The 19,283-nt window shown below is 66.9% G+C and carries 18 protein-coding genes; 9 read left to right on the top strand and 9 right to left on the bottom strand.

Annotated elements, in window-relative coordinates:
• Positions 1-423: 423 nt before the first annotated feature.
• The 6 genes from ACSMFO_RS17455 to ACSMFO_RS17480 form a co-directional block, all read right to left on the bottom strand.
• Entirely contained in the window at positions 424-1,191 is a 768-nt protein-coding gene (locus ACSMFO_RS17455) for an HpcH/HpaI aldolase family protein (RefSeq protein ID WP_436459569.1), read from the bottom strand.
• Complete coding sequence (hpaH, locus tag ACSMFO_RS17460; RefSeq protein ID WP_125695198.1) at positions 1,176-1,961, bottom strand: 2-oxo-hept-4-ene-1,7-dioate hydratase; 786 nt, start codon at positions 1,959-1,961, stop codon at positions 1,176-1,178. The genes ACSMFO_RS17455 and hpaH overlap by 16 nt, the downstream gene beginning before the upstream one ends.
• A gap of 101 nt (positions 1,962-2,062) precedes the next feature.
• Positions 2,063-3,157, bottom strand: coding sequence for a 3,4-dihydroxyphenylacetate 2,3-dioxygenase (gene hpaD, locus ACSMFO_RS17465; protein WP_436459571.1), 1,095 nt, complete (start codon positions 3,155-3,157; stop codon positions 2,063-2,065).
• A 31-nt stretch (positions 3,158-3,188) separates the two neighbouring features.
• Positions 3,189-4,694 carry a 5-carboxymethyl-2-hydroxymuconate semialdehyde dehydrogenase gene (gene hpaE / locus ACSMFO_RS17470; protein WP_436459572.1) on the bottom strand — a complete coding sequence of 502 codons (1,506 nt, stop codon included), beginning with the start codon at positions 4,692-4,694 and terminating at the stop codon, positions 3,189-3,191.
• Positions 4,695-4,707: 13 nt separating this feature from the next.
• Positions 4,708-5,379, bottom strand: a complete 672-nt coding sequence (locus tag ACSMFO_RS17475; protein WP_016334631.1) for a GntR family transcriptional regulator — start codon at positions 5,377-5,379, stop codon at positions 4,708-4,710.
• Complete coding sequence (locus ACSMFO_RS17480; protein WP_436459573.1) at positions 5,361-6,845, bottom strand: fumarylacetoacetate hydrolase family protein; 1,485 nt, start codon at positions 6,843-6,845, stop codon at positions 5,361-5,363. Before ACSMFO_RS17480 ends, ACSMFO_RS17475 begins: the two co-directional genes overlap by 19 nt.
• A gap of 92 nt (positions 6,846-6,937) precedes the next feature.
• Between ACSMFO_RS17480 and ACSMFO_RS17485 the strand changes: the two genes are divergently transcribed.
• A complete protein-coding gene (locus ACSMFO_RS17485) occupies positions 6,938-8,311 on the top strand; it encodes an MFS transporter (RefSeq protein WP_436459575.1) in 1,374 nt (457 codons plus the stop codon).
• Between the two features lie 237 nt (positions 8,312-8,548).
• Here ACSMFO_RS17485 and ACSMFO_RS17490 read toward each other — a convergent pair whose 3' ends face one another.
• Positions 8,549-9,238 carry an IclR family transcriptional regulator gene (locus ACSMFO_RS17490; RefSeq protein WP_037338646.1) on the bottom strand — a complete coding sequence of 230 codons (690 nt, stop codon included), beginning with the start codon at positions 9,236-9,238 and terminating at the stop codon, positions 8,549-8,551.
• Positions 9,239-9,297: 59 nt separating this feature from the next.
• On the opposite strand from ACSMFO_RS17490, the gene ACSMFO_RS17495 reads away from it, so the two are divergent.
• The 6 genes from ACSMFO_RS17495 (at position 9,298) to ACSMFO_RS17520 (ending at position 14,780) form a co-directional block, all read left to right on the top strand.
• Entirely contained in the window at positions 9,298-9,831 is a 534-nt protein-coding gene (locus ACSMFO_RS17495; protein WP_038512849.1) for a flavin reductase family protein, read from the top strand.
• Positions 9,832-9,861: 30 nt separating this feature from the next.
• Positions 9,862-11,322, top strand: coding sequence for a 4-hydroxyphenylacetate 3-monooxygenase, oxygenase component (hpaB, locus tag ACSMFO_RS17500; protein ID WP_436459578.1), 1,461 nt, complete (start codon positions 9,862-9,864; stop codon positions 11,320-11,322).
• Positions 11,323-11,610: 288 nt separating this feature from the next.
• Positions 11,611-12,312 carry a hypothetical protein gene (locus ACSMFO_RS17505; protein ID WP_148311523.1) on the top strand — a complete coding sequence of 234 codons (702 nt, stop codon included), beginning with the start codon at positions 11,611-11,613 and terminating at the stop codon, positions 12,310-12,312.
• Entirely contained in the window at positions 12,305-13,360 is a 1,056-nt protein-coding gene (gene thiL, locus ACSMFO_RS17510; protein ID WP_436459580.1) for a thiamine-phosphate kinase, read from the top strand. Before ACSMFO_RS17505 ends, thiL begins: the two co-directional genes overlap by 8 nt.
• Positions 13,357-14,124: a hypothetical protein gene (locus ACSMFO_RS17515; protein WP_436459581.1), complete on the top strand. Its 768-nt coding sequence runs from the start codon at positions 13,357-13,359 to the stop codon at positions 14,122-14,124. Before thiL ends, ACSMFO_RS17515 begins: the two co-directional genes overlap by 4 nt.
• On the top strand, positions 14,115-14,780 hold the full coding sequence (locus tag ACSMFO_RS17520) for a class I SAM-dependent methyltransferase (RefSeq protein ID WP_436459582.1): 666 nt from the start codon (positions 14,115-14,117) through the stop codon (positions 14,778-14,780). The genes ACSMFO_RS17515 and ACSMFO_RS17520 overlap by 10 nt, the downstream gene beginning before the upstream one ends.
• Here the strand turns inward: ACSMFO_RS17520 and ACSMFO_RS17525 are convergent.
• Both ACSMFO_RS17525 and cmk read right to left on the bottom strand, forming a co-directional pair.
• Positions 14,742-15,167: an HIT family protein gene (locus ACSMFO_RS17525; RefSeq protein ID WP_241832695.1), complete on the bottom strand. Its 426-nt coding sequence runs from the start codon at positions 15,165-15,167 to the stop codon at positions 14,742-14,744. The two genes, ACSMFO_RS17520 and ACSMFO_RS17525, sit on opposite strands and share 39 nt — an antisense overlap.
• A 102-nt stretch (positions 15,168-15,269) precedes the next feature.
• Complete coding sequence (gene cmk / locus ACSMFO_RS17530; protein ID WP_360124982.1) at positions 15,270-15,944, bottom strand: (d)CMP kinase; 675 nt, start codon at positions 15,942-15,944, stop codon at positions 15,270-15,272.
• A gap of 619 nt (positions 15,945-16,563) precedes the next feature.
• Here cmk and ACSMFO_RS17535 point away from each other — a divergent pair.
• Both ACSMFO_RS17535 and katG read left to right on the top strand, forming a co-directional pair.
• Positions 16,564-16,995, top strand: coding sequence for a Fur family transcriptional regulator (locus ACSMFO_RS17535; protein ID WP_038523273.1), 432 nt, complete (start codon positions 16,564-16,566; stop codon positions 16,993-16,995).
• A gap of 32 nt (positions 16,996-17,027) precedes the next feature.
• On the top strand, positions 17,028-19,262 hold the full coding sequence (gene katG, locus ACSMFO_RS17540) for a catalase/peroxidase HPI (RefSeq protein WP_436459585.1): 2,235 nt from the start codon (positions 17,028-17,030) through the stop codon (positions 19,260-19,262).
• The last annotated feature ends 21 nt before the right edge of the window (positions 19,263-19,283 follow it).

Here is a 19,283-nt window from a genome sequence, read left to right on the forward strand (position 1 = left end):
TTATCGTCTTCCGAACATGAGCCCCTGCGTGGTGATCATCTACTCCGTGAGGGTCCCTGCCTGAAGGAAGCATTGAGTCTCAGGGGCTCTGACACAGATGAAGTGCTACCGCCTTCGAGCACCTTTACGTTGGGGCGCGGGTCACTCTGTGTGGACCCGAAGCGGCGCTTATCGAGTCCCTGTGTTCGGCCCGCAACCCAACCTAAACCGCCGAATCCCAGCCACTTCGAAGGCCCACCCGCCGCGACATCGACCTCGAACCACACCTGCCCGGCTGCCGCGCGGCACGGATGCACGACTGCCTCGGCAGCCGGGAGTTCCGGTGAATCCGGCCAGGAAAGAACGCGCCGCGCGCCGAACGGTCACGTTCCACCTGCCGGCGCAGGGCAGAGTCGAGCAGCCACGAGAACATGCCCAAAGACCTTAGGCCTGATGCCGCCGCGCGAGCGCCTCCGAACCTTGGGCGAGCAGCGTGACGTCGGCGCCGACCAGGACGAACGAGGCGCCGGCGTCGAGGTAGCGCTGAGCCTGCGCCGGGTCGAACGCGTTGACTCCCACTGGTTTTCCCAAAGCGAGGACGGCCTCGAACGTGCTCAGGACGGCCGCGGTGACATCGGGGTGCGTCTGCTTCCCGAGCAGGCCCATCGAAGCGGCCAGATCGGACGGTCCGACGAACACCCCGTCGACACCGTCGACCGCGGCGATCTCGGCGGCGGCCGAGACTCCCGCCGTCGACTCGATCTGGACGAACAGCGACGTGAATTCCTCGGCCTTCGCAAGGTAGTCCTCGACCCTGTTCCAGCGCGCGGACCGGGAGAGGGCGCTGCCGACACCGCGCACGCCTCGCGGCGGATAGCGGGCGGCCCGCACGACGGCTTCCGCCTCTTCGGCGCTGTCGACCATGGGCACCAACAGATTCTGGGCGCCCAGGTCGAGCAGCTGCTTCAACGCGACCGCGTCGCCGGACGGAGCGCGCACCATCGGCGTGATCGGGTAGGCGGCGATCGTCTGCAGCAACGACTGCACGGTCTCCAGGCCGGCGGGGGAGTGCTCGGTGTCGACGAGCAGCCAGTCGAGCCCGGAGCCCGCGCAGATCTCGGCGACGACCGGACTGCCCGACGTGACCCACATGCCGATCCGCGGCCGCTCACCGAGCTGATCCCGGAACGGCGGATCTAGACGAAGCGGCATGTGATCGCCCCTAGATCCCGGTAGTCGGCGGTCACGGTGTCCCCGGGGTGCACCCACATCGGCCGTGTGAAGGACCCGGCCAGCACGATGTCGCCCGGGTCGAGCTTGTCGCCGTGTTGAGCGAGTTTGTTCGCCAGCCAGGCGACACCGTTCGCGGGGTGGTTCAGCACCGCGGCGGCGACACCGGACTCCTCGATGGTCTCGTTCCGGTACAGCAGCGCCGAAACCCACCGCAGGTCGACGGCGTCCACGGCGACCGGGTTGCCGCCGTAGACCATGCCGCCCATGGCCGCGTTGTCGCTGATCGTGTCCACGATGGTCCGGCCGGCCATCTCGATGCGCGACGACAGGATCTCCAGCGCGGGCACCACGTACTCGGTCGCCCGCAGCACGTCGAACACCGTGGTGTCCGGTCCGGCGAGGGAATCACGGAGTACGAAGGCAAGCTCGACCTCGATGCGCACGTTCGAGAACCGGCTGTGTTCGATCACGGAACCGTTCTCGAACACCATGTCCGCGAAGATGGCGCCGTAGTCGGGTTCGGTGATCCCGGTCGCGGCCTGCATGACCTTCGACGTCAGCCCGATCTTGCGGCCGACCGGACGGCGACCCGCCGCGATGCCTCGCCGCCGCCATTCGTTCTGCACGGCGTACGAATCCTCGACGGTCATGTCCGGATAGCGCGCCGTCAGCAGCGGGATCGTCTCCCGTGCCTCCTCCGCGGCCGCCAGTTCGTCGGCGATCGCGGTGATCGTTTCCTGTTCGAGCATCTCTCCCGCCCTATTGTCTGCTGGTGAACCGCCGCTGCGATCGAGTGGGTTCACGCGTTCGGTCGCCTTTCAGATCCATCTGCAGCTCCGCCGACCGGCGCTCAGAGCTGGTTGCCGAGTTTGTACTCGCCCTGCTTCCACGCCGGCAGTTCGCCTTCGTCGTCACCCTTTCGCGTGTACGAGAAGCCGTCGGCGCCGATGGTGACCTCCAGCTCGCTGTCATCGGTCCGCGCGACGACGGGCTGCGGCTTGCCGTCGAGATCGAGCACCAGCGAGGCGTCGGTGTACCAGGACGGGACCACCGGCGTGCCCCACCAGTCGCGGCGCTGGTTGTCGTGCACGTCCCAGGTGACGACGGGGTTGTCCGGGTCGCCGGTGTAGTAGTCCTGCGTGTAGATCTCGACGCGGTGCCCGTCGGGGTCGCGCAGGTACAGATAGAACGCGTTCGACACGCCGTGCCTGCCCGGTCCGCGTTCGATGTGGTCCGACATCCGCAGCGAACCGAGTTTGTCGCAAATGGACAGGATGTTGTGCTTCTCGTGCGTGGCGAAGGCGACGTGGTGCATCCGCGGCCCGTCGCCGCCGGTCATCGCGGTGTCGTGCACGGTGGGCTTACGGCGCATCCAAGCCGCGTAGGTCGTGCCCTGGTCGTCCTGGATGTCTTCGGTGACCCGGAAGTTGAGATCTTCCATATGCTTCACCGCGAGCGGGACGTCCGGCGTGACCTGGTTGAAGTGGTCGAGCCGCACCAACGCGCCCGGAACGTGCAGGTCGTAGCGCCAGCCGAGGCGCTCCACGTGCTGGACGTCGTGGAAGAACTCGATGGGGAAACCGAGCGGGTCCTGGACGCGCACCGAGTCCCCGATGCCCTTGGTGTAGCCGTCCGCGCGGCGTTCGACCCGGCAGCCCAGTTCCGTGTAGAACGCGACGGCCTTGTCCAGGTCCTCGGGCGACCGCACCCGGTACGAGAAGGCCGCGACCGCCGCGACCGGTCCCTGGCGCAGCACGAGATTGTGGTGGATGAATTCGTCGATCGTGCGGAGACTGACCGTCGTCTCGTCCTCCTCGGTCACCGTCAGGCCGAGCACGTCGGCGTAGAAGGCTCGCGAGCGCGCCAGATCGGTGACGACGAGTTCCATGTACGCGCAGCGCAGGACGTCCGGCGGCGGCGATTTCGGGGTGGGGATCGGCTTCATTGCGTCATCCTTTGTGGACAGTTGAGTGGGCTCAGCCCTTGCCGAAGGCGGGGTTGTGCACCTCGCCGAGATTGATGTGCACCGCCTGCTGGTCGGTGTAGAAGTCGATCGAGCGGTAGCCGCCCTCGTGCCCCAGCCCGGACGCCTTCACCCCGCCGAAGGGCGTGCGCAGATCGCGGACGTTGTTCGAGTTGAGCCACACCATGCCCGCCTCGACGGACTGCGCGAAGTTGTGCGCCCGCTTGAGGTCGTTGGTCCAGACGTAGGCCGCGAGCCCGTACCTCGTGTTGTTCGCGAGTTCGAGCGCCTCTTCCTCGCTGTCGAACGGGGTGATCGCGACGACCGGGCCGAAGATCTCCTCCTGGAAGATCCTGGCGTCCGGCTTGACGTCGGCGAACACCGTCGGCGCCACGTAGTTCCCGGTCGGGAAGCCGTCCGGACGGCCGCCGCCGGCGACCAGCCTGCCCTCGGTCTTGCCGATTTCGATGTACTTCATGACCTTGTCGTAGTGCTCGGGGTGCACCAAGGCGCCGACTTCGGTCTTGGGGTCGCTCGGGTCGCCGACCACGACGCGCTTGGCCTGCGCGGCGTAGCGCTCGACGAACTCGTCGTAGATCGCGCGCTCGACCAGGATGCGGCTGCCCGCGGTGCAGCGTTCGCCGTTGAGCGAGAAAACGCCGAAGATCGTCGCGTCGATCGCGGTCTCCAGATCGGCGTCGGCGAAGACGATGGCGGGCGACTTGCCGCCCAGTTCCATCGACAGTCCTTTGAGGAACGGAGCCGCGTTGCCGAAGATCAGGCTGCCGGTGCCGCTCTCGCCGGTGAACGAGATCAGAGGGACGTCCGGGTGCTTCACCAGCGCGTCACCGGCGTCCTCACCGAAGCCGTTGACGAGGTTGAAGACACCCGCCGGCAGCCCGGCCTCCTCGAAGATCTCCGCCCACAGCGACGCGGAAAGCGGGGTGAACTCCGCGGGTTTGAGCACGACGGTGTTGCCGGTCGCCAGCGCGGGCGCGAGTTTCCACGACTCCAGCATGAACGGCGTGTTCCAGGGCGTGATCAGCCCGGCGACACCGATCGGCTTGCGGTTGACGTAGTTCACCTGGCGGCCGGGCACCTTGTAGGTGTCGTCGGCCTGCGCGACGATCAGGTCGGCGAAGAACCGGAAGTTCTCCGCGGCCCGCCGTGCCTGGCCCAGCGCCTGCGAAATCGGCAGGCCCGAGTCGAAACTCTCCAAGGCGGCCAGCCGCTTGTCCCGCGACTCGACGAGATCCGCGATGCGGTTGAGCACCCGCGAGCGCTCGCGCGGCAGCAGCTTCGGCCAGGGGCCCTCGGTGAACGCCTTCCGCGCGGCGGCGACGGCGCGGTCGATGTCGGCCTTCTTGCCCGCGGCGGCCTGGACGTAGACGTCGTTGGTCACGGGGTCGATCACGTCGAAGACGGCGCCGTCGGCCGAATCGACGAGTTCGCCGCCGATGTAGTGCCGGATCCGCTCCGGGACACCGTCCGGGATCGGCCGGGGAGACGTGCTGGTCAAGATTCCTCCTCAGTCAGCGCTTGGCGCGCTCTCGAGCGTCCAGGAAGGCCTGCATGGTGGCCCAGCGGTGGTTGCGCGCGGCGAATTCGATGTCGAGCGGGTCGGCTTTCTCGGAGATCAGCCGCAGGATCTCTTCGTGTTCCTCGACCGACCGGTGCGCGCGGTCGGGCACGAACGCGAACGTGGAGTCGCGCAGGCCGGACAGCCGGGTCCAGCCCTGGTGCACGAGGTCGAGGATCTGCGGGTTGGGGCAGCATTCGAAGAGCAGCGAGTGGAACTGCTGGTTCAGCGCGGTGAACTCGTGCGCATCGAAGTGGTCCAGCAGGGCGATCATGCGCTCGTTCACCCGCCGCGCCCGCGCGATGTTCTCTTCGGACAGCTGCGGCGCGGACAACGCGGTCGCGACGCCTTCGACGACGCCGAGCGTCTGCATCGCGTGGACGTACTCGTTCTGGTCCACCATCGCCACGCGCGCGCCGACGTTGCGTTCGAAGGTCACCAGCCGTTCGGCTTCCAGCCGCCGGATCGCCTCGCGCACCGGGACGACGCTCATGTCGAGCGCGCCGGCGATCTCGGCGAGCACCAGCCGGTAGCCGGGTCCGTACTCGTGCCGGGCGATCCGCTCACGTAGCCATTCGTAGGCGAGTTCGGATTTGCTGGTCGTCTTCACTGCTTCTTCTGCCATGCCTCATACCTTTCCCGCCACAACGGGTTCAGCGGGAAGAGCCCCTCGATCGGGCGGCCCTGTCCGACCTGCTCGGCGATCCAGGAGTCTTCGTCCTCCTGAACGAGCGCCGCGTCGGCGATCTCTTCGGCCAGCGACGGCGGGATGACCACCACGCCGTCGTCGTCGCCGACGATGATGTCCCCTGGCAGGACGGTGGCCCCGCCGCAGGCGACCGCGACGTCGGTGTCCCACGGCACGTGCTTGCGCCCGAGGACCGCCGGATGCGCGCCCTGGGAGAACACCGGGAGCCCGGTCGCGGCGACGGCGTCGAAGTCGCGGACACCGCCGTCGGTGATCACCCCGGCGGCGCCGAGGTAGCGCGCCCGCAACGCCAGGATGTCGCCGAGCGTGCCGGAACCCTTGTCACCGCGGGCTTCGATGACGATGACCTCGCCGGCGCCGACCGAGTCGAAGAGCCGCTTCTGGGCGTTGTAGCCGCCACCGTGGGATTTGAAGAGGTCCTCGCGGTTCGGGACGAAACGCAGGGTCCGCGCGGTGCCGACGACCTTCGAACCGGGCAGGTTGGGGCGCACGCCGTCGATCGCGACGTTGTTCAGACCGCGTTTGCGCAGCTGGGCGGACAGACCCGCGACAGGCGCACGAAGAAGCTTGGCGCGTAATTCCTCGCTGAGGGCGGGAGCGTCCTCCTCGACAGGTTCCTCAGCGGGAGTTCCCCACGCTTCGGCGCGCTGTTTCTCGTCTACCTCGGGCAGGCTGCCGATGTCCGAAAAGGACCGGATCCCCTGGGAAACCGTGGTGTGGAGCCGTCCGCTGCTGGCGGAGGTGCCGGGAACGTCCACTTCGACCACGACGACGTCGCCGGGGGAGACCACGGTCGAGCCGGCGGGGGTTCCGGTGAGGATGACGTCGCCCGGTTCGAGCGTGAAGTGCTGGGAGAGATCGGAAACGAACTGCCGCAAGGGGAACAGCAGCCCGGCGGTGGTGTCCTCCTGCACCAGGTCGCCGTTCACCCAGGTGCGGATGCGCAGCGACGACGGGTCGACGTCGCGAGCGTCGATGAGGCCGGGGCCGAGCGGGGTGTAGCCGTCGCCGCCCTTGGACCGGACGTTGGAGCCCTTGTCCGCGGCGCGCAGATCGTAGAGGCCGAAGTCGTTCGCGGCGGTCACCGCGGCGACGTGGTCCCACGCCTGGTCCGGTTTGACCCAACGGGCCGTGGTGCCGATGACCAGCGCGATCTCGCCTTCGAAGGCCAGCAGTTCGGTACCCGCCGGACGTTCGACCGTGCCGCCGGACGTGCCGATCGAGCTCGACGGCTTGAAGAAGTACGACGGGTTCGCCGGACGGCGTCCACGCTGCTCCGCGCGTGACGCGTAGCTGAGATGGACGGCGATGATCTTGCCAGGCCGGGTGCCCAGCGGGCCGGAGCCGCGGCCCGACGGCGACGTTGCCTCGTAAGTGCCCATGTTCCCCTGAATCCTCGACCCTTGCTTCGTATCTAATAACGTATATGATTCCGTGCCACAGTGGCAAGGTGGCCGACGACAAAGGAGTCCACGTGTCGAACCCAGCCCAGGATGAACGCATATCCGGCCGGACCGCCCCACCGTCCTCCGACCGGCGGCGGGTCGCCTTCGCGACCGTCGTCGGTACCACCGTCGAGTGGTACGACTTCTTCGTTTACGCGTCCGCGGCCGGTCTCGTCTTCGGCAAGCTGTTCTTCTCCGGTCTCGGGGCGAACAGCACGCTCGTTTCCTTCGCCACGGTGGGCGTGAGCTTCCTGTTCCGTCCGCTCGGCGCGTTCCTCGCCGGGCATTTCGGCGACAAGTACGGCCGCCGCGTGGTCCTGGTGCTCACCCTGATCCTGATGGGCGCCGCGACCACGCTGATCGGTGTGCTCCCGACGTTCGACCAGATCGGCGTCCTCGCGCCGGTGCTGCTCATCCTGCTGCGGATCCTGCAGGGGATCTCGGCGGGCGGGGAATGGGGCGGCGCCGTCCTGATGGCCGTCGAACACGCGCCGTCGAAGCGACGGGGGCTCTTCGGCGCCTCACCGCAGATCGGTGTCCCGCTCGGGCTGCTGCTGGCTTCCGGTGTGCTCGCGCTGACCAGCCTGCTCGTCCCCGGTCAGGCGTTCCTCGACTGGGGCTGGCGGATCCCGTTCCTGCTCAGCGTCGGGCTGATCCTGGTCGGTCACTACGTGCGGCGCCGGGTCGAGGAGAGCCCGGTCTTCCGTGAGATCGCCGAACGCCGCGAGCGGACCCGGACCCCGATCATCCAGCTGTTCCGCAAACACGCCGTACTCGTCGTGGTGGCCGCGCTGGTGTTCGCGGGCAACAACGCGGTCGGCTACATGACCACCGGCGGCTACATCCAGAACTACGCGACCAATCCGAAGGGCCCGATCGGGCTCGACCGCGGCCCGGTGCTCTGGGCGGTGACCGCGTCCGCGGCGACCTGGCTGATCTCGACGTGGGCGGCGGGCGCGGTCTCCGACCGCATCGGCAGGCGCCGCACCTACGTCGTCGGCTGGATCGCCCAACTGGCCGGTATCGCGGTGCTCTTCCCCTTGGTGGACACCGGGAACATCTTGTTGCTGGCGCTGGGGTTGATCATCCTCAGCGTCGGGCTCGGGTTCACCTACGGCCAGCAGGCGGCGTTCTACGCGGAGCTGTTCCCCGCGTCGATCCGGTTCTCCGGTGTTTCGATCTCGTACGCGCTGGGCGCGATCCTCGGCGGCGCGTTCGCGCCGACGATCGCGACGGCATTGGTCGACGCGACCGGCACTTCGGTGTCCGTGGCCGTCTACCTGGCCGGGATGACCGTCGTCGGTCTCATCGCCACGTTGTTGCTGCGTGACCGGTCGGGGATCCCGCTCGGGCCCGACCACGAAGCCGAGCAGGCGGTCAGCCCGCTCCGCTTCTCCAAGTGAGGTCAAGCCGAACGTGGCCTGGTCGGTGCGGGTGGTCACGAGGGTTCAGCATCGGCGGTGTCGCGTGATTGACCGGACGACACGGGTGATCCGGCGGACGACACGCGTGACTGGGTGGACGACACGAGCGTGACCAGGGATGAAGGCTCCCTTCACCGCATTAGACGGGGCGAAGGGAGCCTTCACCCCACCGTCGGCACGCTCCGCTTCTCCAAGTGATCCCGCCGTCTGTGACGCTCACCCGCCGAGAGCGTCACGGACGGCCTTCGCCGCCGCCTTGAGCCGCTCCGCGAGCTCGGCGGGGGTTCGTGTGCTGGACAGATAGACGACCGCGAGCGCGGCCGGTGCGTGCCCGCGCAGGGGGAGCGGCACGGCCACCGAGCTGAGGTTCTCGATCACCTCGCCGTGGCTGTCCGCGTAGCCGCGGTCGGCGACTTCCCGGACATCCGCCGGCCGGTCCTCTTCCGGAAGCTGCGAGAGAATCGCGCGGCCGGGGGCGCCCGCGGTGAACGGATGCCTGGACCCCGGGCGCTGCGCGACGGACGCGACGGCGTGCCGGGGTTCCACGCTGACCAGGGTCACGCATTCCTCGCGGTCCATCACCGCCACGAAACACGTCATGCCGAGTTCGTTCGCGACCGCGGTCAGCTCGGGCAGCGCAGCGGCCTGCAGATCGTGTTTGATCCCCGCCGCCAGCGCGGCCAACCGCGCGCCAAGTTCGTATTTCCCGGCGGGTTCCCGCGTGAGAAGCCCGTGCTCTTCGAGGGTGCGGATGAGCCGGTACGCGATCGACCGGTGCACCTCCAACCGTTCGGCGATCCGGTCGACGCTGAGCGGTTCTTGGGCGTCGGCAAGGACTTCGAGGACGCGGATGCCGCGGCTGAGCGTCTGGGACGTGCTCGCGGTCTTGCGGGAGTCCGAAACCATCGTATACGATCCATTTCGATAGTTGAACTGGCTGTTCGATTATAGAACAGGAATCGACGATGATGTCACGCGAAACCAGTTTTCCGCCGGGTTCGAGCCTCTATCGCCCGCCCGCGCAGTTCTTCCGAGGCTGCCTTGGCCGGTTCGCGACGGGTGTCGCGGTGGTGACCTTCGACGCCGCGACGAAACGGCACGGTCTGACGGTGAACTCCTTCACCGCGGTCTCGATGGATCCGCCGCTCGTCCTCGTCTCGATCCAGCGCACCGTGAAGAGCCACGATCTGCTCAAGGACCGCCCGTTCGCGGTCAACGTCCTCGGCGCCGAGCAGGAGGCGCTCGCGATGAACTTCGCCGGCCGTCCGACTCCGGAAGGCGCGCCGACGTGGGTCGAGGGCGGGCACGCGCCGAGGCTCGGCGGCGTCCTGAGCTGGTTCGACTGCACGCCGTGGGCCACCTACGACGGCGGTGACCACACCTTGTTCCTCGGTGAGGTGCGGGAGTTCGACTACCGCTCCGGTGACGCGCTCGGCTTCGTCGACGGGCGGTTCTCGACGATCCACGAATCCGCGCAAGGTCACGAATCCCTGTTCTGACAACGACGTCCACCCGAGAAGGAGCACGACATGGGAGCCCGTACCGGACAGCAGTACCTCGACAAGCTCAACGCGATGACACCGGAGCTGTACGTCGACGGCGAGAAGGTGACCGCCAAGGTCGCCGAGCATCCGGCGTTCCGCAACAACGCGCTGACCTACGCGAAGCTGTTCGACCTCCAGCACGATCCGGCGCACCGTGACGTCCTGACCTACGAATCGCCGACCACGGGGGAGCGGGTCGGCATGTCGTTCCTGGTGCCGCGCGGCGAGGAAGACCTCAAGCGCCGCCGCGCCGCCTTCTCCGTATGGGCCGAATACTCCAACGGCTTCCTGGGCCGCACCGGCGACTACATGAACTCGTCGCTCACCGCCCTCTCGACCGCGAAGAAGTTCTTCTCCCAGGCCGATCCCGTCTACGGCGAGCGCATCGAGAAGTACTACGAGATGGCGCGCGAGAACGACTTGCTCGCGACGCACACGTTGATCCCGCCGCAGGTCAACCGTTCGGTTTCGGGCAGCCAGCAGGGCGGTGGCAACCTGTCGGCGAAGGTGGTCGAGGAACGGGAAGACGGCATCGTCGTCCGCGGCGCCCGGATGCTCGCCACGATCGCGCCGATCGCCGACGAACTCCTGGTCTTCCCCTCGACCGTCCTGCGCGGAACGCCTGAGGACGCACCGTATTCCTACGCTTTCGCCGTCCCGAACGACGCGCCGGGGCTGAAGTACTTCTGCCGCGCCGGGCTCGACCACGGCCGCTCGCTTTTCGACGAACCGCTCGCCTCCCGGTTCGAGGAGATGGACGCGGTCGTGGTGTTCGACGACGTCTTCGTCCCGAACGAGCGGGTCTTCCTGCTGGGGCATCCGGAACTGTGCAACGCCTGGTACTCCGAGACCGGCGCCGGCGCGCTCATGACACACCAGGTCGTCACGCGCACACTGGCCAAGACGGAGTTCTACCTCGGGCTCGCCAGTGAGATCGCCGCCGCGATCGGCATCGGCGGCTTCCAGCACATCCAGCAGGACCTTTCGGAGCTGATCTCCTACGTCGAGATCGAGAAGGCCGTGCTGCGCGCGGCGGAGGCCGACGGGAAACTCAGCGAGGACGGCGTCTTCCTGCCCAAATGGGAAGTCCTGAACGCCGCCCGGAACTGGTACCCCACGAAGGTCTCGCCGCGGCTGACCGAGATCATCCGCAAATTCTCCGCCTCCGGCCTCATGGCGCTGCCGGGAGAGGCGGACTTCGAAGCGGAGGGCCGTCCCGACATCGACACCTACCTCCAGTCGGCCACCCTGCCGGCCAAGGACCGCGCGCGGCTGTTCAAGCTGGCGTTCGACGCGTCGGTCTCGAGCTTCGCCGGGCGGGAATCGCTGTACGAGTACTTCTTCTTCGGCGACCCGGTGCGGATGGCCGGAGCGCAGGTGAACGCGTACCCGAGGGAGGCGCTGCAGGAGCGGGTCCGGGAACTCTTGGCACGCGAAGGCCGGTGAGTGCGGATTTCGCCGAAATCGCCGTGAATTCGAACGGATAGCGACAGTCGGAAAGCGTCCGTCATCCATCGGGTGACGGACGCTTTTTCACGTCGTGCGGCAGACGAGTATGTATCGACCATGATGTGTCCTGCTTTTGTCCAAATTCCCGTCATCACGAATCCGTGAGCCGGTTACGACGTTCGAGTTAATCTCCGCATTGGCCGTTCAAGTCCGCCATGACCGTGCGCAAAAATCCAGGTGCTCTGCTCGGCGAAGGCCAGGACGAAGCGAGGCGGCGGGGGAGACATGATCGAAACCATGCAGTGCGCGGGCGCGGACTTCTGCGAAGAGCTTTCGGGTTCGGACGACACTTCCTTCGCCCGTTTCTACGAGGGCGACCCACCGTCCCGGCTAATACATTCAACAGAAAACCTGACGCTGCTGGCCGACATGTCGCCGCTCGTGCTCGGACATCTCCTGCTCCTGCCGTCGAACCATCACTTGTCGTTCGCGCAGGTGCTTTCCCGTCACCAGGACGAGGTGTGCGGCCTCGTCGACGACTTCATGCCGCTGTACCGCGAGACCTTCGGCGAGCCGCTGATCCTCGAACACGGTTCGAGCGCCGGACAGGAGAGCCACGCGTGCATCACGCACGCGCATCTGCACTTTCTCCCCGTCGACGGTGACGCCGTGGACGATCTCCTGATCGGAGACGGCCTGTTCTACCGGGATCTGGATTCACTCGGGGAGCTCGCGCTCGCACCGTGGCCGTCTTCCGCCTATTTTCTTCGCGTGTACCGGGAGAAAGTGCGGGTATACCTGCCGACCGGCGCGCAGAAAAGGCAGTATCTCCGCTCGATCGTCGGCGCGGTGCTGGCGATCGAGGATCCGGAATGGGACTACGCGGTGGTGATGCGGAAAAGGGATCTTCGCGAGACCGTGCGAATGGTGGATTACTGGCCCGGGAAACTCAGTGGCGACGAGGTGGAGCTGTCCTGTGGTGAGTGAGAAATTCTCGGACGAACCGACGAGACTGGCCACGACGATCGCGCCGTTGTTCGCCGGGCAGGCGCGCGAGTTCGTCCCGGTTTCGTCCCCGGACGGCGGCCGGGTGGAACTGACCGCGGGTGCCGACGCCCAAGACGACTGCGCGGTCTTCCGGCTGGCCGGGGAGCACGACCTCGTGGTGGGGACCGATTACGTGCGCGGCCCCAAGTTCAGGCTCTACGAGATGGGACATCTGGACGAATACGACCTGGGGTACTACCTGGTCGCCGCGAATCTGAGTGACATCGCGGCGATGGGCGCGAAGCCGATCGGGCTGCTTTCCGTCGTGCGGTATCCGGCCGAAATGGACGACGCGCTGTTCGGTCTCGTCATGCGCGGCATCCGGGACGCGTGCGCCGCGTTCGGCTGCCTCAATGTGGGTGGCGACATCGGCGGCGCGGAACGCCTGATCCTCTCGGCGTCGGCGCTCGGGGTGTGTCCGGCGGGCCGGGCGCTGCTGCGGTCCGGCGCGAAACCCGGCGACGTCGTCTGCCTCACGGCGCCGACCGGGCCCGCGGGAGCGGCGATGGCGTACCTGCGTTCCGGTGTCCCGGACCTGGTCATCGACAGCCTGGTGCCGTCGCTTCTTTCCGCTTGGAAGCGACCGGTGGCCAGAGTGGACGAGGGACTCGCGCTCGGCGCCAGCGGGATGGTCACGAGCTGTCTGGACACCTCGGACGGGCTGAAGGCCGCTTTGCTGAGTATCGCCGAGTCGAGCGGGGTCGGGATCGACGTCGACGAGCGGTCCATCCCCGTTCCCAAGGCGGTGGCCGCGGTGGCCGCTCACGTGGGCGTGGAGCCGTTGAGCCTGGTCATGGGCGACTCGGTCGACTTCGAACTCGTCTTCACCGTGCCATCCGCCCGGGTGGACGACCTCGCCGAAGCGGTGAGTTTCCACCGGATCGGCGTGGTCACCGAACGGACCGAGGTGGTCATGACCGGATACGACGGTGAAAGGGCGGACCTGCCGGGCGAGGCTTGGCGGCACCAGCGTGACGGAAAGGCATGAGCCGGAAGGCGGCCAAGTTCGCGGACAAGGCGATTCTGCTGTCGGCGACGCTCTTCCTGGCGGGTAAGGCGTACAACGTACCGGCGAAGGCCTTCTGGGACGACCTCCTGAACGACCGCTCGTACCTGCTGCTGGGCGCACTCGTGACGGCCGGGGTGTTCGGCGCCTTCGCACCGTTCGAAAGCTGGCAACGACGGGCCTTCGTGGACCGGAACGTCATGATGCGCCGACGTGTGCTGTCCACGTTCGGCAGATTGCTCGAGATCAGCGCGAAGATCGACCCTCCACTCGACACCGGCGACCTGGCACTCCACGTGTGGCGGAAGACGCGCACGCTGAGGCATCCGATCCGCGGTGTGCTGAAACGACTTTCCTCCTATCGGATGTCATCCTTTCCGGCGACGCGGAGTTTCGCCCCGGTGCGGGGCATCGGCGCGGTGGGACTCTGCTGGCAGCACGATCGTGAAGTGACATTCGACGTCGCACCGTTGGCGGCCTGCCTCACCGACGAGGCGAAGTTCGACGATCACGTGGCGCACTTCGGTAAGGAATCGGTGATGAACCTGAAATGGGAGGAATTCCAGGCCCTCAAACATCGCACCGCGCTCTTCGTCACGCCGATCAGAAGCGGGCGCAACAAGTTCGTCGGCTGTGTGAGCGTCGACGCCGGCCGCGGCTACGAGGTGCTCGTCCGGCGGGAACTGCTGGAGGAGATGACCAATCTGGGGATGGCCATCGGTCGCGAGGACTTCGAATGCACCTGAACGACACGAACCTGCGCGGCTTGGTGTCGAATACTCGACGAGCCTACGACGAGTGTGCCGAGGTGTACATCCGGTCCACCCGCACGCTCGACCTGTTTCCCGGCCTCGACCACGAACTGGACCGATTCTTCGACACCCTGCCCGGAAGCTCGGTGCTGGACCTCGGCTGTGGTGGGGGCCGCGACGCCGAATACCTGATCGGGCGCGGCGCGACCGTGGTGGCGGCCGACCTCAGCGAGGAGTTGCTCCGGTACACCCGATGTCGTTGTGCGGTGGCCGGCGCGGTGCTCTGCGATCTCATGGCCTTACCGCTGGCCGCTGGAGTGTTCGACGGCGTCTGGGCCTGTGCCAGCGTCGTGCACTTGCCGAGTGAGACGCATCCGCACGTCTTCTCCGAAATCCATCGAGTGCTCGCGCCCGGCGGTGTCACGGCGATCAGCCTCAAGGAAGGGAACGGCGAAGGATGGGCGCGAAGCGTCCGAATGCCGTCCCCGAGGTGGTTTTCGTTGCGCAGCCCCGAAGCCGTGATGGAGGAATTGGCCGCCGTCGGGTTCGTCTCGGCCCAGGTGTGGCCGAGCGGACGCGGCAGCTGGTTCGTGGTCGAGGCGAGGAAAAGGCTATCGGCCGAGCCATTCGTCGGGGTTGGTCCCCGGTAGTACGTGACGGATACCGCCCCGCGGATCCGCCACATCGCCCTCGTACCGTGGGATCAGGTGGATGTGCAGGTGGTCGATCGTCCGGCCCGCCGCTTGCCCTTCGTTCACACCGATGGTGTAGCCGTCCGGCTGGAACTGGTCCTGTATCCGGCGCCATGCCCGCTTGATCAGCGCATAGACTTCGGCGTGCTCGCTCGCCGTCAGCGAGAAGTAGGACTCCACGTGTCTTTTCGGGACGACCTCGACATGCCCCTTGGCGGCCGGGAAGTTGTCCCACCGCACATAGATCTCGTTTCCTTTGAACAGTACGTCATTCACCGAGGTGTCATCGAAATGACAAAAGAGGCAATCGGCGTTCACCGGTTCGGCTTCGTTTTCCTTCGCCATCGCCGGTCTCATAACCGATACTCCTCGTCATTGATCGATCACTTGAAGTCATACCCATGGTCAACTTAGCTTCGTCGCAGACAAAGCAGAAGCGTACTCGCACTAACGGTTGATCTCTAAGCCTCTGTCGCGACACGCCGAGGTCATCAGCCGTAGTACCTGCTCGACGGTGAGCTCGGTGGTGTCGATTCTGATGGCGTCCTCGGCGGGGACCAACGGCGACGTCGTCCGGGACATATCGGCCTCGTCGCGGCGGATCACGTCGTCGAGAACGTGTTCGTAGGACGCCGCCCGCTCTTGCCGTACTCGCCGCATCGCCCGCACTTCGGGCTTGGCGGTCAAGTAGAACTTCACGGTCGCGGCGGGAAAGATGGTGGTGCCGATGTCCCGGCCTTCGATGACGCATCGTGGCTGTGCGCCGGCCCAAAGCCTGATGAGGCTGGTCACCCGCTGGCGGACCTCGGCGATCTTGGCGACGGCCGAAACGGCGACGTTGACCCGGGCCGCGCGCAGTTTGTCCTGGGCGTAGCGGTCGGAAGTCAGCAGGCTCACGGAGCGGCTCGCCGTGATCAATTCGTCGCAGAGTCCGGTGACTTTCGTGGCGTTTTCGACGGGAATATCACGTTGCAGGGCCTCGAAAGCGATAATGCGATAAGTCCTGCCGCTTTCGAGGTAGCGTAGATCGAACGATTTCGACAGTGCCAGACAGGTGGTGGTCTTGCCCGCCGCCGCCGGGCCGTCCACCGCCACGACGGTGCCGAGACCTTGTTCGGGCATGGTTTTCCCTTGCTGGTGAACGATGAGTGAAGCCGGACTGTGGGGAACAGGGCGCAGACGCTACCACGGGGGAAGCGTGCCGTGGACGGCCGTGCGAGTGGCCCTGTAGCTGCGAAGACTTCGAGAATCATGCGCTGGCAAGGGATTGCGTCACTCGGAGGGACGTGAGCGCGGCCGCTTCGGCAACGCTCCGGCGCGGCCTCTCACTCGTCCAGGGTATCGCTGGGGCACCGGTTTGTGTTTGGAGTACGCGGAAAACCTGCTGTGACGGTGGAGATTCCCTTTCGTGTGTGCAAGTTTCATCCGAATTTCGCACCTTCGGGTGGGCAGGTGGTTATCGCGCGGCACTTCACAGCGCGTTTTCATCCGATTGTTGACGAAGGGCGAAATTCTTGACGAGAATCCGTAACGAAAGCCACGGAGCCGACGTCGTCAACGGTGACCGCCCTTCCCGGGCTCGCGTCGGAGTGAGATCCGTCCCGGATCACGCGAGGTCCGGCTCCAAGCACGCGAGTCCCGGCCCCAGCCACGCGTGTGCGGTGCGCGGGCACGCGAGGGGGTGACACGCCCGGGATCCTGCGAACTTGATTCATTCCAGAAAATGGGCCAGACTGCGGCCGTGCCCACGACCCCGGAGTTCGAGCGGATGCTGCGCGGGGCCTCCCTGCGCGTGACGCGTCCGAGGGTGGCCGTGCTGACAGCGGTACGCGACCATCCTCATGCCGACACCGACTCGATCATCGGTGCCGTGCGTACGGAGCTCGGCGAGGTCTCTCACCAGGCCATTTACGACGTGTTGCGGGCACTGACCGCCGCGGGTCTCGTACGGCGGATCCAGCCGTCGGGGTCCGTGGCACGCTACGAGTCCCGGGTCGGGGACAACCACCATCACGTCGTGTGCCGATCCTGCGGCGCCATCGCCGACGTCGACTGCGCCGTCGGCCCCGCACCCTGTTTGACCGCGTCGAACGACCAAGGCTTCCTGATCGAAGAGGCCGAGGTCATCTACTGGGGCCTGTGTCCCGACTGTGCGATCGAACCCCGTTCCTGAGCCCTGCAGTTCTGATTCCCGGAAGGATTCCCGTGTCTGACAGCCCGGACGCCGTCATCGGCGAAATGAACGAAGAGAGCGCGGGCGGCTGCCCCGTCTCGTCGGGCCGCCGCAACCACCCCACCGAAGGCGCGGGCAACCGTGACTGGTGGCCGAACCAGCTCAACCTGAAGATCCTCCGGAAGCACTCCGCCGCTTCGGACCCCATGGACGCCGGGTTCGACTATGCCGCCGAGTTCAAGACCCTCGACCTCGGTGAACTCGCCAAGGACGTCGACGCCGTCCTCACGACTTCGCAGGACTGGTGGCCCGCGGACTTCGGCCACTACGGCGGCTTCATGATCCGCATGGCGTGGCACAGCGCCGGCACCTACCGGATCGAGGACGGCCGCGGTGGCGCGGGCGCGGGCATGCAGCGCTTCGCCCCGCTCAACAGCTGGCCGGACAACGGCAACCTCGACAAGGCCCGCCGCCTGCTCTGGCCGGTCAAGAAGAAGTACGGCCGCAAGATCTCGTGGGCCGACCTGATGATCTTCACCGGCAACCGCGCGCTGGAGACCATGGGCTTCAAGACCTTCGGTTTCGCCGGTGGCCGCGCCGACGTCTGGGAGCCGGACGAGGACGTGTACTGGGGTCCCGAGCGCACCTGGCTCGGCGACGAGCGCTATAGCGGTGACCGCCAGCTCGAGGGTCCGCTGGCCGCCGTGCAGATGGGTCTCATCTACGTGAACCCGGAAGGCCCGAACGGCAACCCGGACCCGCTGGCCGCGGCCCGCGACATCCGCGAGACCTTCGGCCGGATGGCGATGAACGACGAGGAGACCGTCGCGCTGATCGCCGGCGGCCACAGCTTCGGCAAGACCCACGGCGCGGCCGACCCGGACAAGTACGTCGGGGCCGAGCCCGAGGGCGCTTCGATCGAGGAGCAGGGCCTCGGCTGGAAGAACAGCTTCGGCAGCGGCAAGGGACGCGACGCGATCACCAGTGGCCTGGAGGTCACCTGGACGCCGACCCCGACCCAGTGGAGCAACTGGTTCTTCCACAACCTCTTCGAGTACGAGTGGGAGCTGACCAAGAGCCCGGCGGGCGCCCACCAGTGGACGCCGAAGGACGGCAAGGCGAAGAACACCGTGCCGGACCCCGAGGACGGCAAGCTCAACCGCGCGCCCGGCATGCTCACCACCGACCTGGCGCTGCGTTTCGACCCGGTCTACGAGCAGATCTCGCGCCGGTTCTACGAGAACCCGGACCAGTTCGCGGACGCCTTCGCCCGCGCCTGGTTCAAGCTGACCCACCGCGACATGGGCCCGATCCAGCGCTACCTCGGCCCGCTGGTGCCGCAGGAGACGCTGATCTGGCAGGACCCGGTGCCCGCCGTCGACCACGAGCTGATCGACGACGCGGACATCGCCTCCCTCAAGGAGAAGCTGCTCGCTTCGGGCCTGTCGGTCTCGCAGCTGGTGTCCACCGCGTGGGCGTCGGCCTCGACCTTCCGCGGCAGCGACAAGCGTGGTGGCGCGAACGGTGCCCGCATCCGCCTTGAGCCGCAGCGTGACTGGGAGGTCAACGACCCGCAGACGCTGTCGCAGGTGCTGCGGACCCTCGAAGGGGTCCAGGAGGCGTTCAACGGCGCCCAGACCGGCGGCAAGAAGGTCTCGCTCGCCGACCTGATCGTGCTGGGTGGCGTCGCCGCCGTCGAGCAGGCCGCCAAGGACGCCGGGCACGAGGTCACCGTGCCGTTCACGCCGGGCCGCACCGACGCGACGGCGGAGCAGACCGACGTCGAGTCGTTCGCGCCGCTGGAGCCGACCGTGGACGGGTTCCGCAACTACCGGGGCAAGGGCCACCGTCTCCCGACGGAGTACCTGCTCATCGACCGCGCGAACCTGCTGAACCTGAGTGCGCCCGAGATGACCGTCCTCGTCGGCGGTCTGCGTGTCCTCGGCGCCAACGCCCAGCAGTCCCAGCACGGCGTGTTCACCGAGAAGCCGGGGGCGCTGACCAACGACTTCTTCGCGAACCTGCTCGACATGGGCGTGCAGTGGACGGCCACGTCCGCCGACGCGGAGGTCTTCGAAGGCCGCGACCCGGCGACCGGCGAGGTCAAGTGGACCGGTACCCGGGCGGACCTCGTGTTCGGGTCGAACTCCGAGCTTCGCGCGGTGGCTGAGGTCTACGCCAGCGACGACGCCAGGGAGAAGTTCGTCCGCGACTTCGTGGCGGCGTGGGACAAGGTCATGAACCTCGACCGCTACGACGTGGCGTGATCAAGGTCTGAAAGAGTCCGG

Origin of the sequence: Amycolatopsis sp. w19 (genome assembly GCF_051373225.1) — a bacterium.
In the GTDB taxonomy this organism is placed as follows: Bacteria; Actinomycetota; Actinomycetes; order Mycobacteriales; family Pseudonocardiaceae; genus Amycolatopsis; species Amycolatopsis japonica.

Excerpts from the sequence above, each read along its gene's own strand:
- ACSMFO_RS17455 (WP_436459569.1), bottom strand. The coding sequence starts at position 1,191 with ATGCCGCTTCGTCTAGATCCGCCGTTCCGGGATCAGCTCGGTGAGCGG.
- ACSMFO_RS17475 (WP_016334631.1), bottom strand. The coding sequence starts at position 5,379 with ATGGCAGAAGAAGCAGTGAAGACGACCAGCAAATCCGAACTCGCCTAC.
- ACSMFO_RS17490 (WP_037338646.1), bottom strand. The coding sequence starts at position 9,238 with ATGGTTTCGGACTCCCGCAAGACCGCGAGCACGTCCCAGACGCTCAGC.
- ACSMFO_RS17505 (WP_148311523.1), top strand. The coding sequence starts at position 11,611 with ATGATCGAAACCATGCAGTGCGCGGGCGCGGACTTCTGCGAAGAGCTT.
- hpaD (WP_436459571.1), bottom strand. The coding sequence starts at position 3,157 with ATGAAGCCGATCCCCACCCCGAAATCGCCGCCGCCGGACGTCCTGCGC.
- ACSMFO_RS17525 (WP_241832695.1), bottom strand. The coding sequence starts at position 15,167 with ATGGCGAAGGAAAACGAAGCCGAACCGGTGAACGCCGATTGCCTCTTT.
- cmk (WP_360124982.1), bottom strand. The coding sequence starts at position 15,944 with ATGCCCGAACAAGGTCTCGGCACCGTCGTGGCGGTGGACGGCCCGGCG.
- ACSMFO_RS17515 (WP_436459581.1), top strand. The coding sequence starts at position 13,357 with ATGAGCCGGAAGGCGGCCAAGTTCGCGGACAAGGCGATTCTGCTGTCG.
- ACSMFO_RS17495 (WP_038512849.1), top strand. The coding sequence starts at position 9,298 with ATGATGTCACGCGAAACCAGTTTTCCGCCGGGTTCGAGCCTCTATCGC.
- ACSMFO_RS17480 (WP_436459573.1), bottom strand. The coding sequence starts at position 6,845 with ATGGGCACTTACGAGGCAACGTCGCCGTCGGGCCGCGGCTCCGGCCCG.
- hpaH (WP_125695198.1), bottom strand. The coding sequence starts at position 1,961 with ATGCTCGAACAGGAAACGATCACCGCGATCGCCGACGAACTGGCGGCC.
- hpaB (WP_436459578.1), top strand. The coding sequence starts at position 9,862 with ATGGGAGCCCGTACCGGACAGCAGTACCTCGACAAGCTCAACGCGATG.
- ACSMFO_RS17520 (WP_436459582.1), top strand. The coding sequence starts at position 14,115 with ATGCACCTGAACGACACGAACCTGCGCGGCTTGGTGTCGAATACTCGA.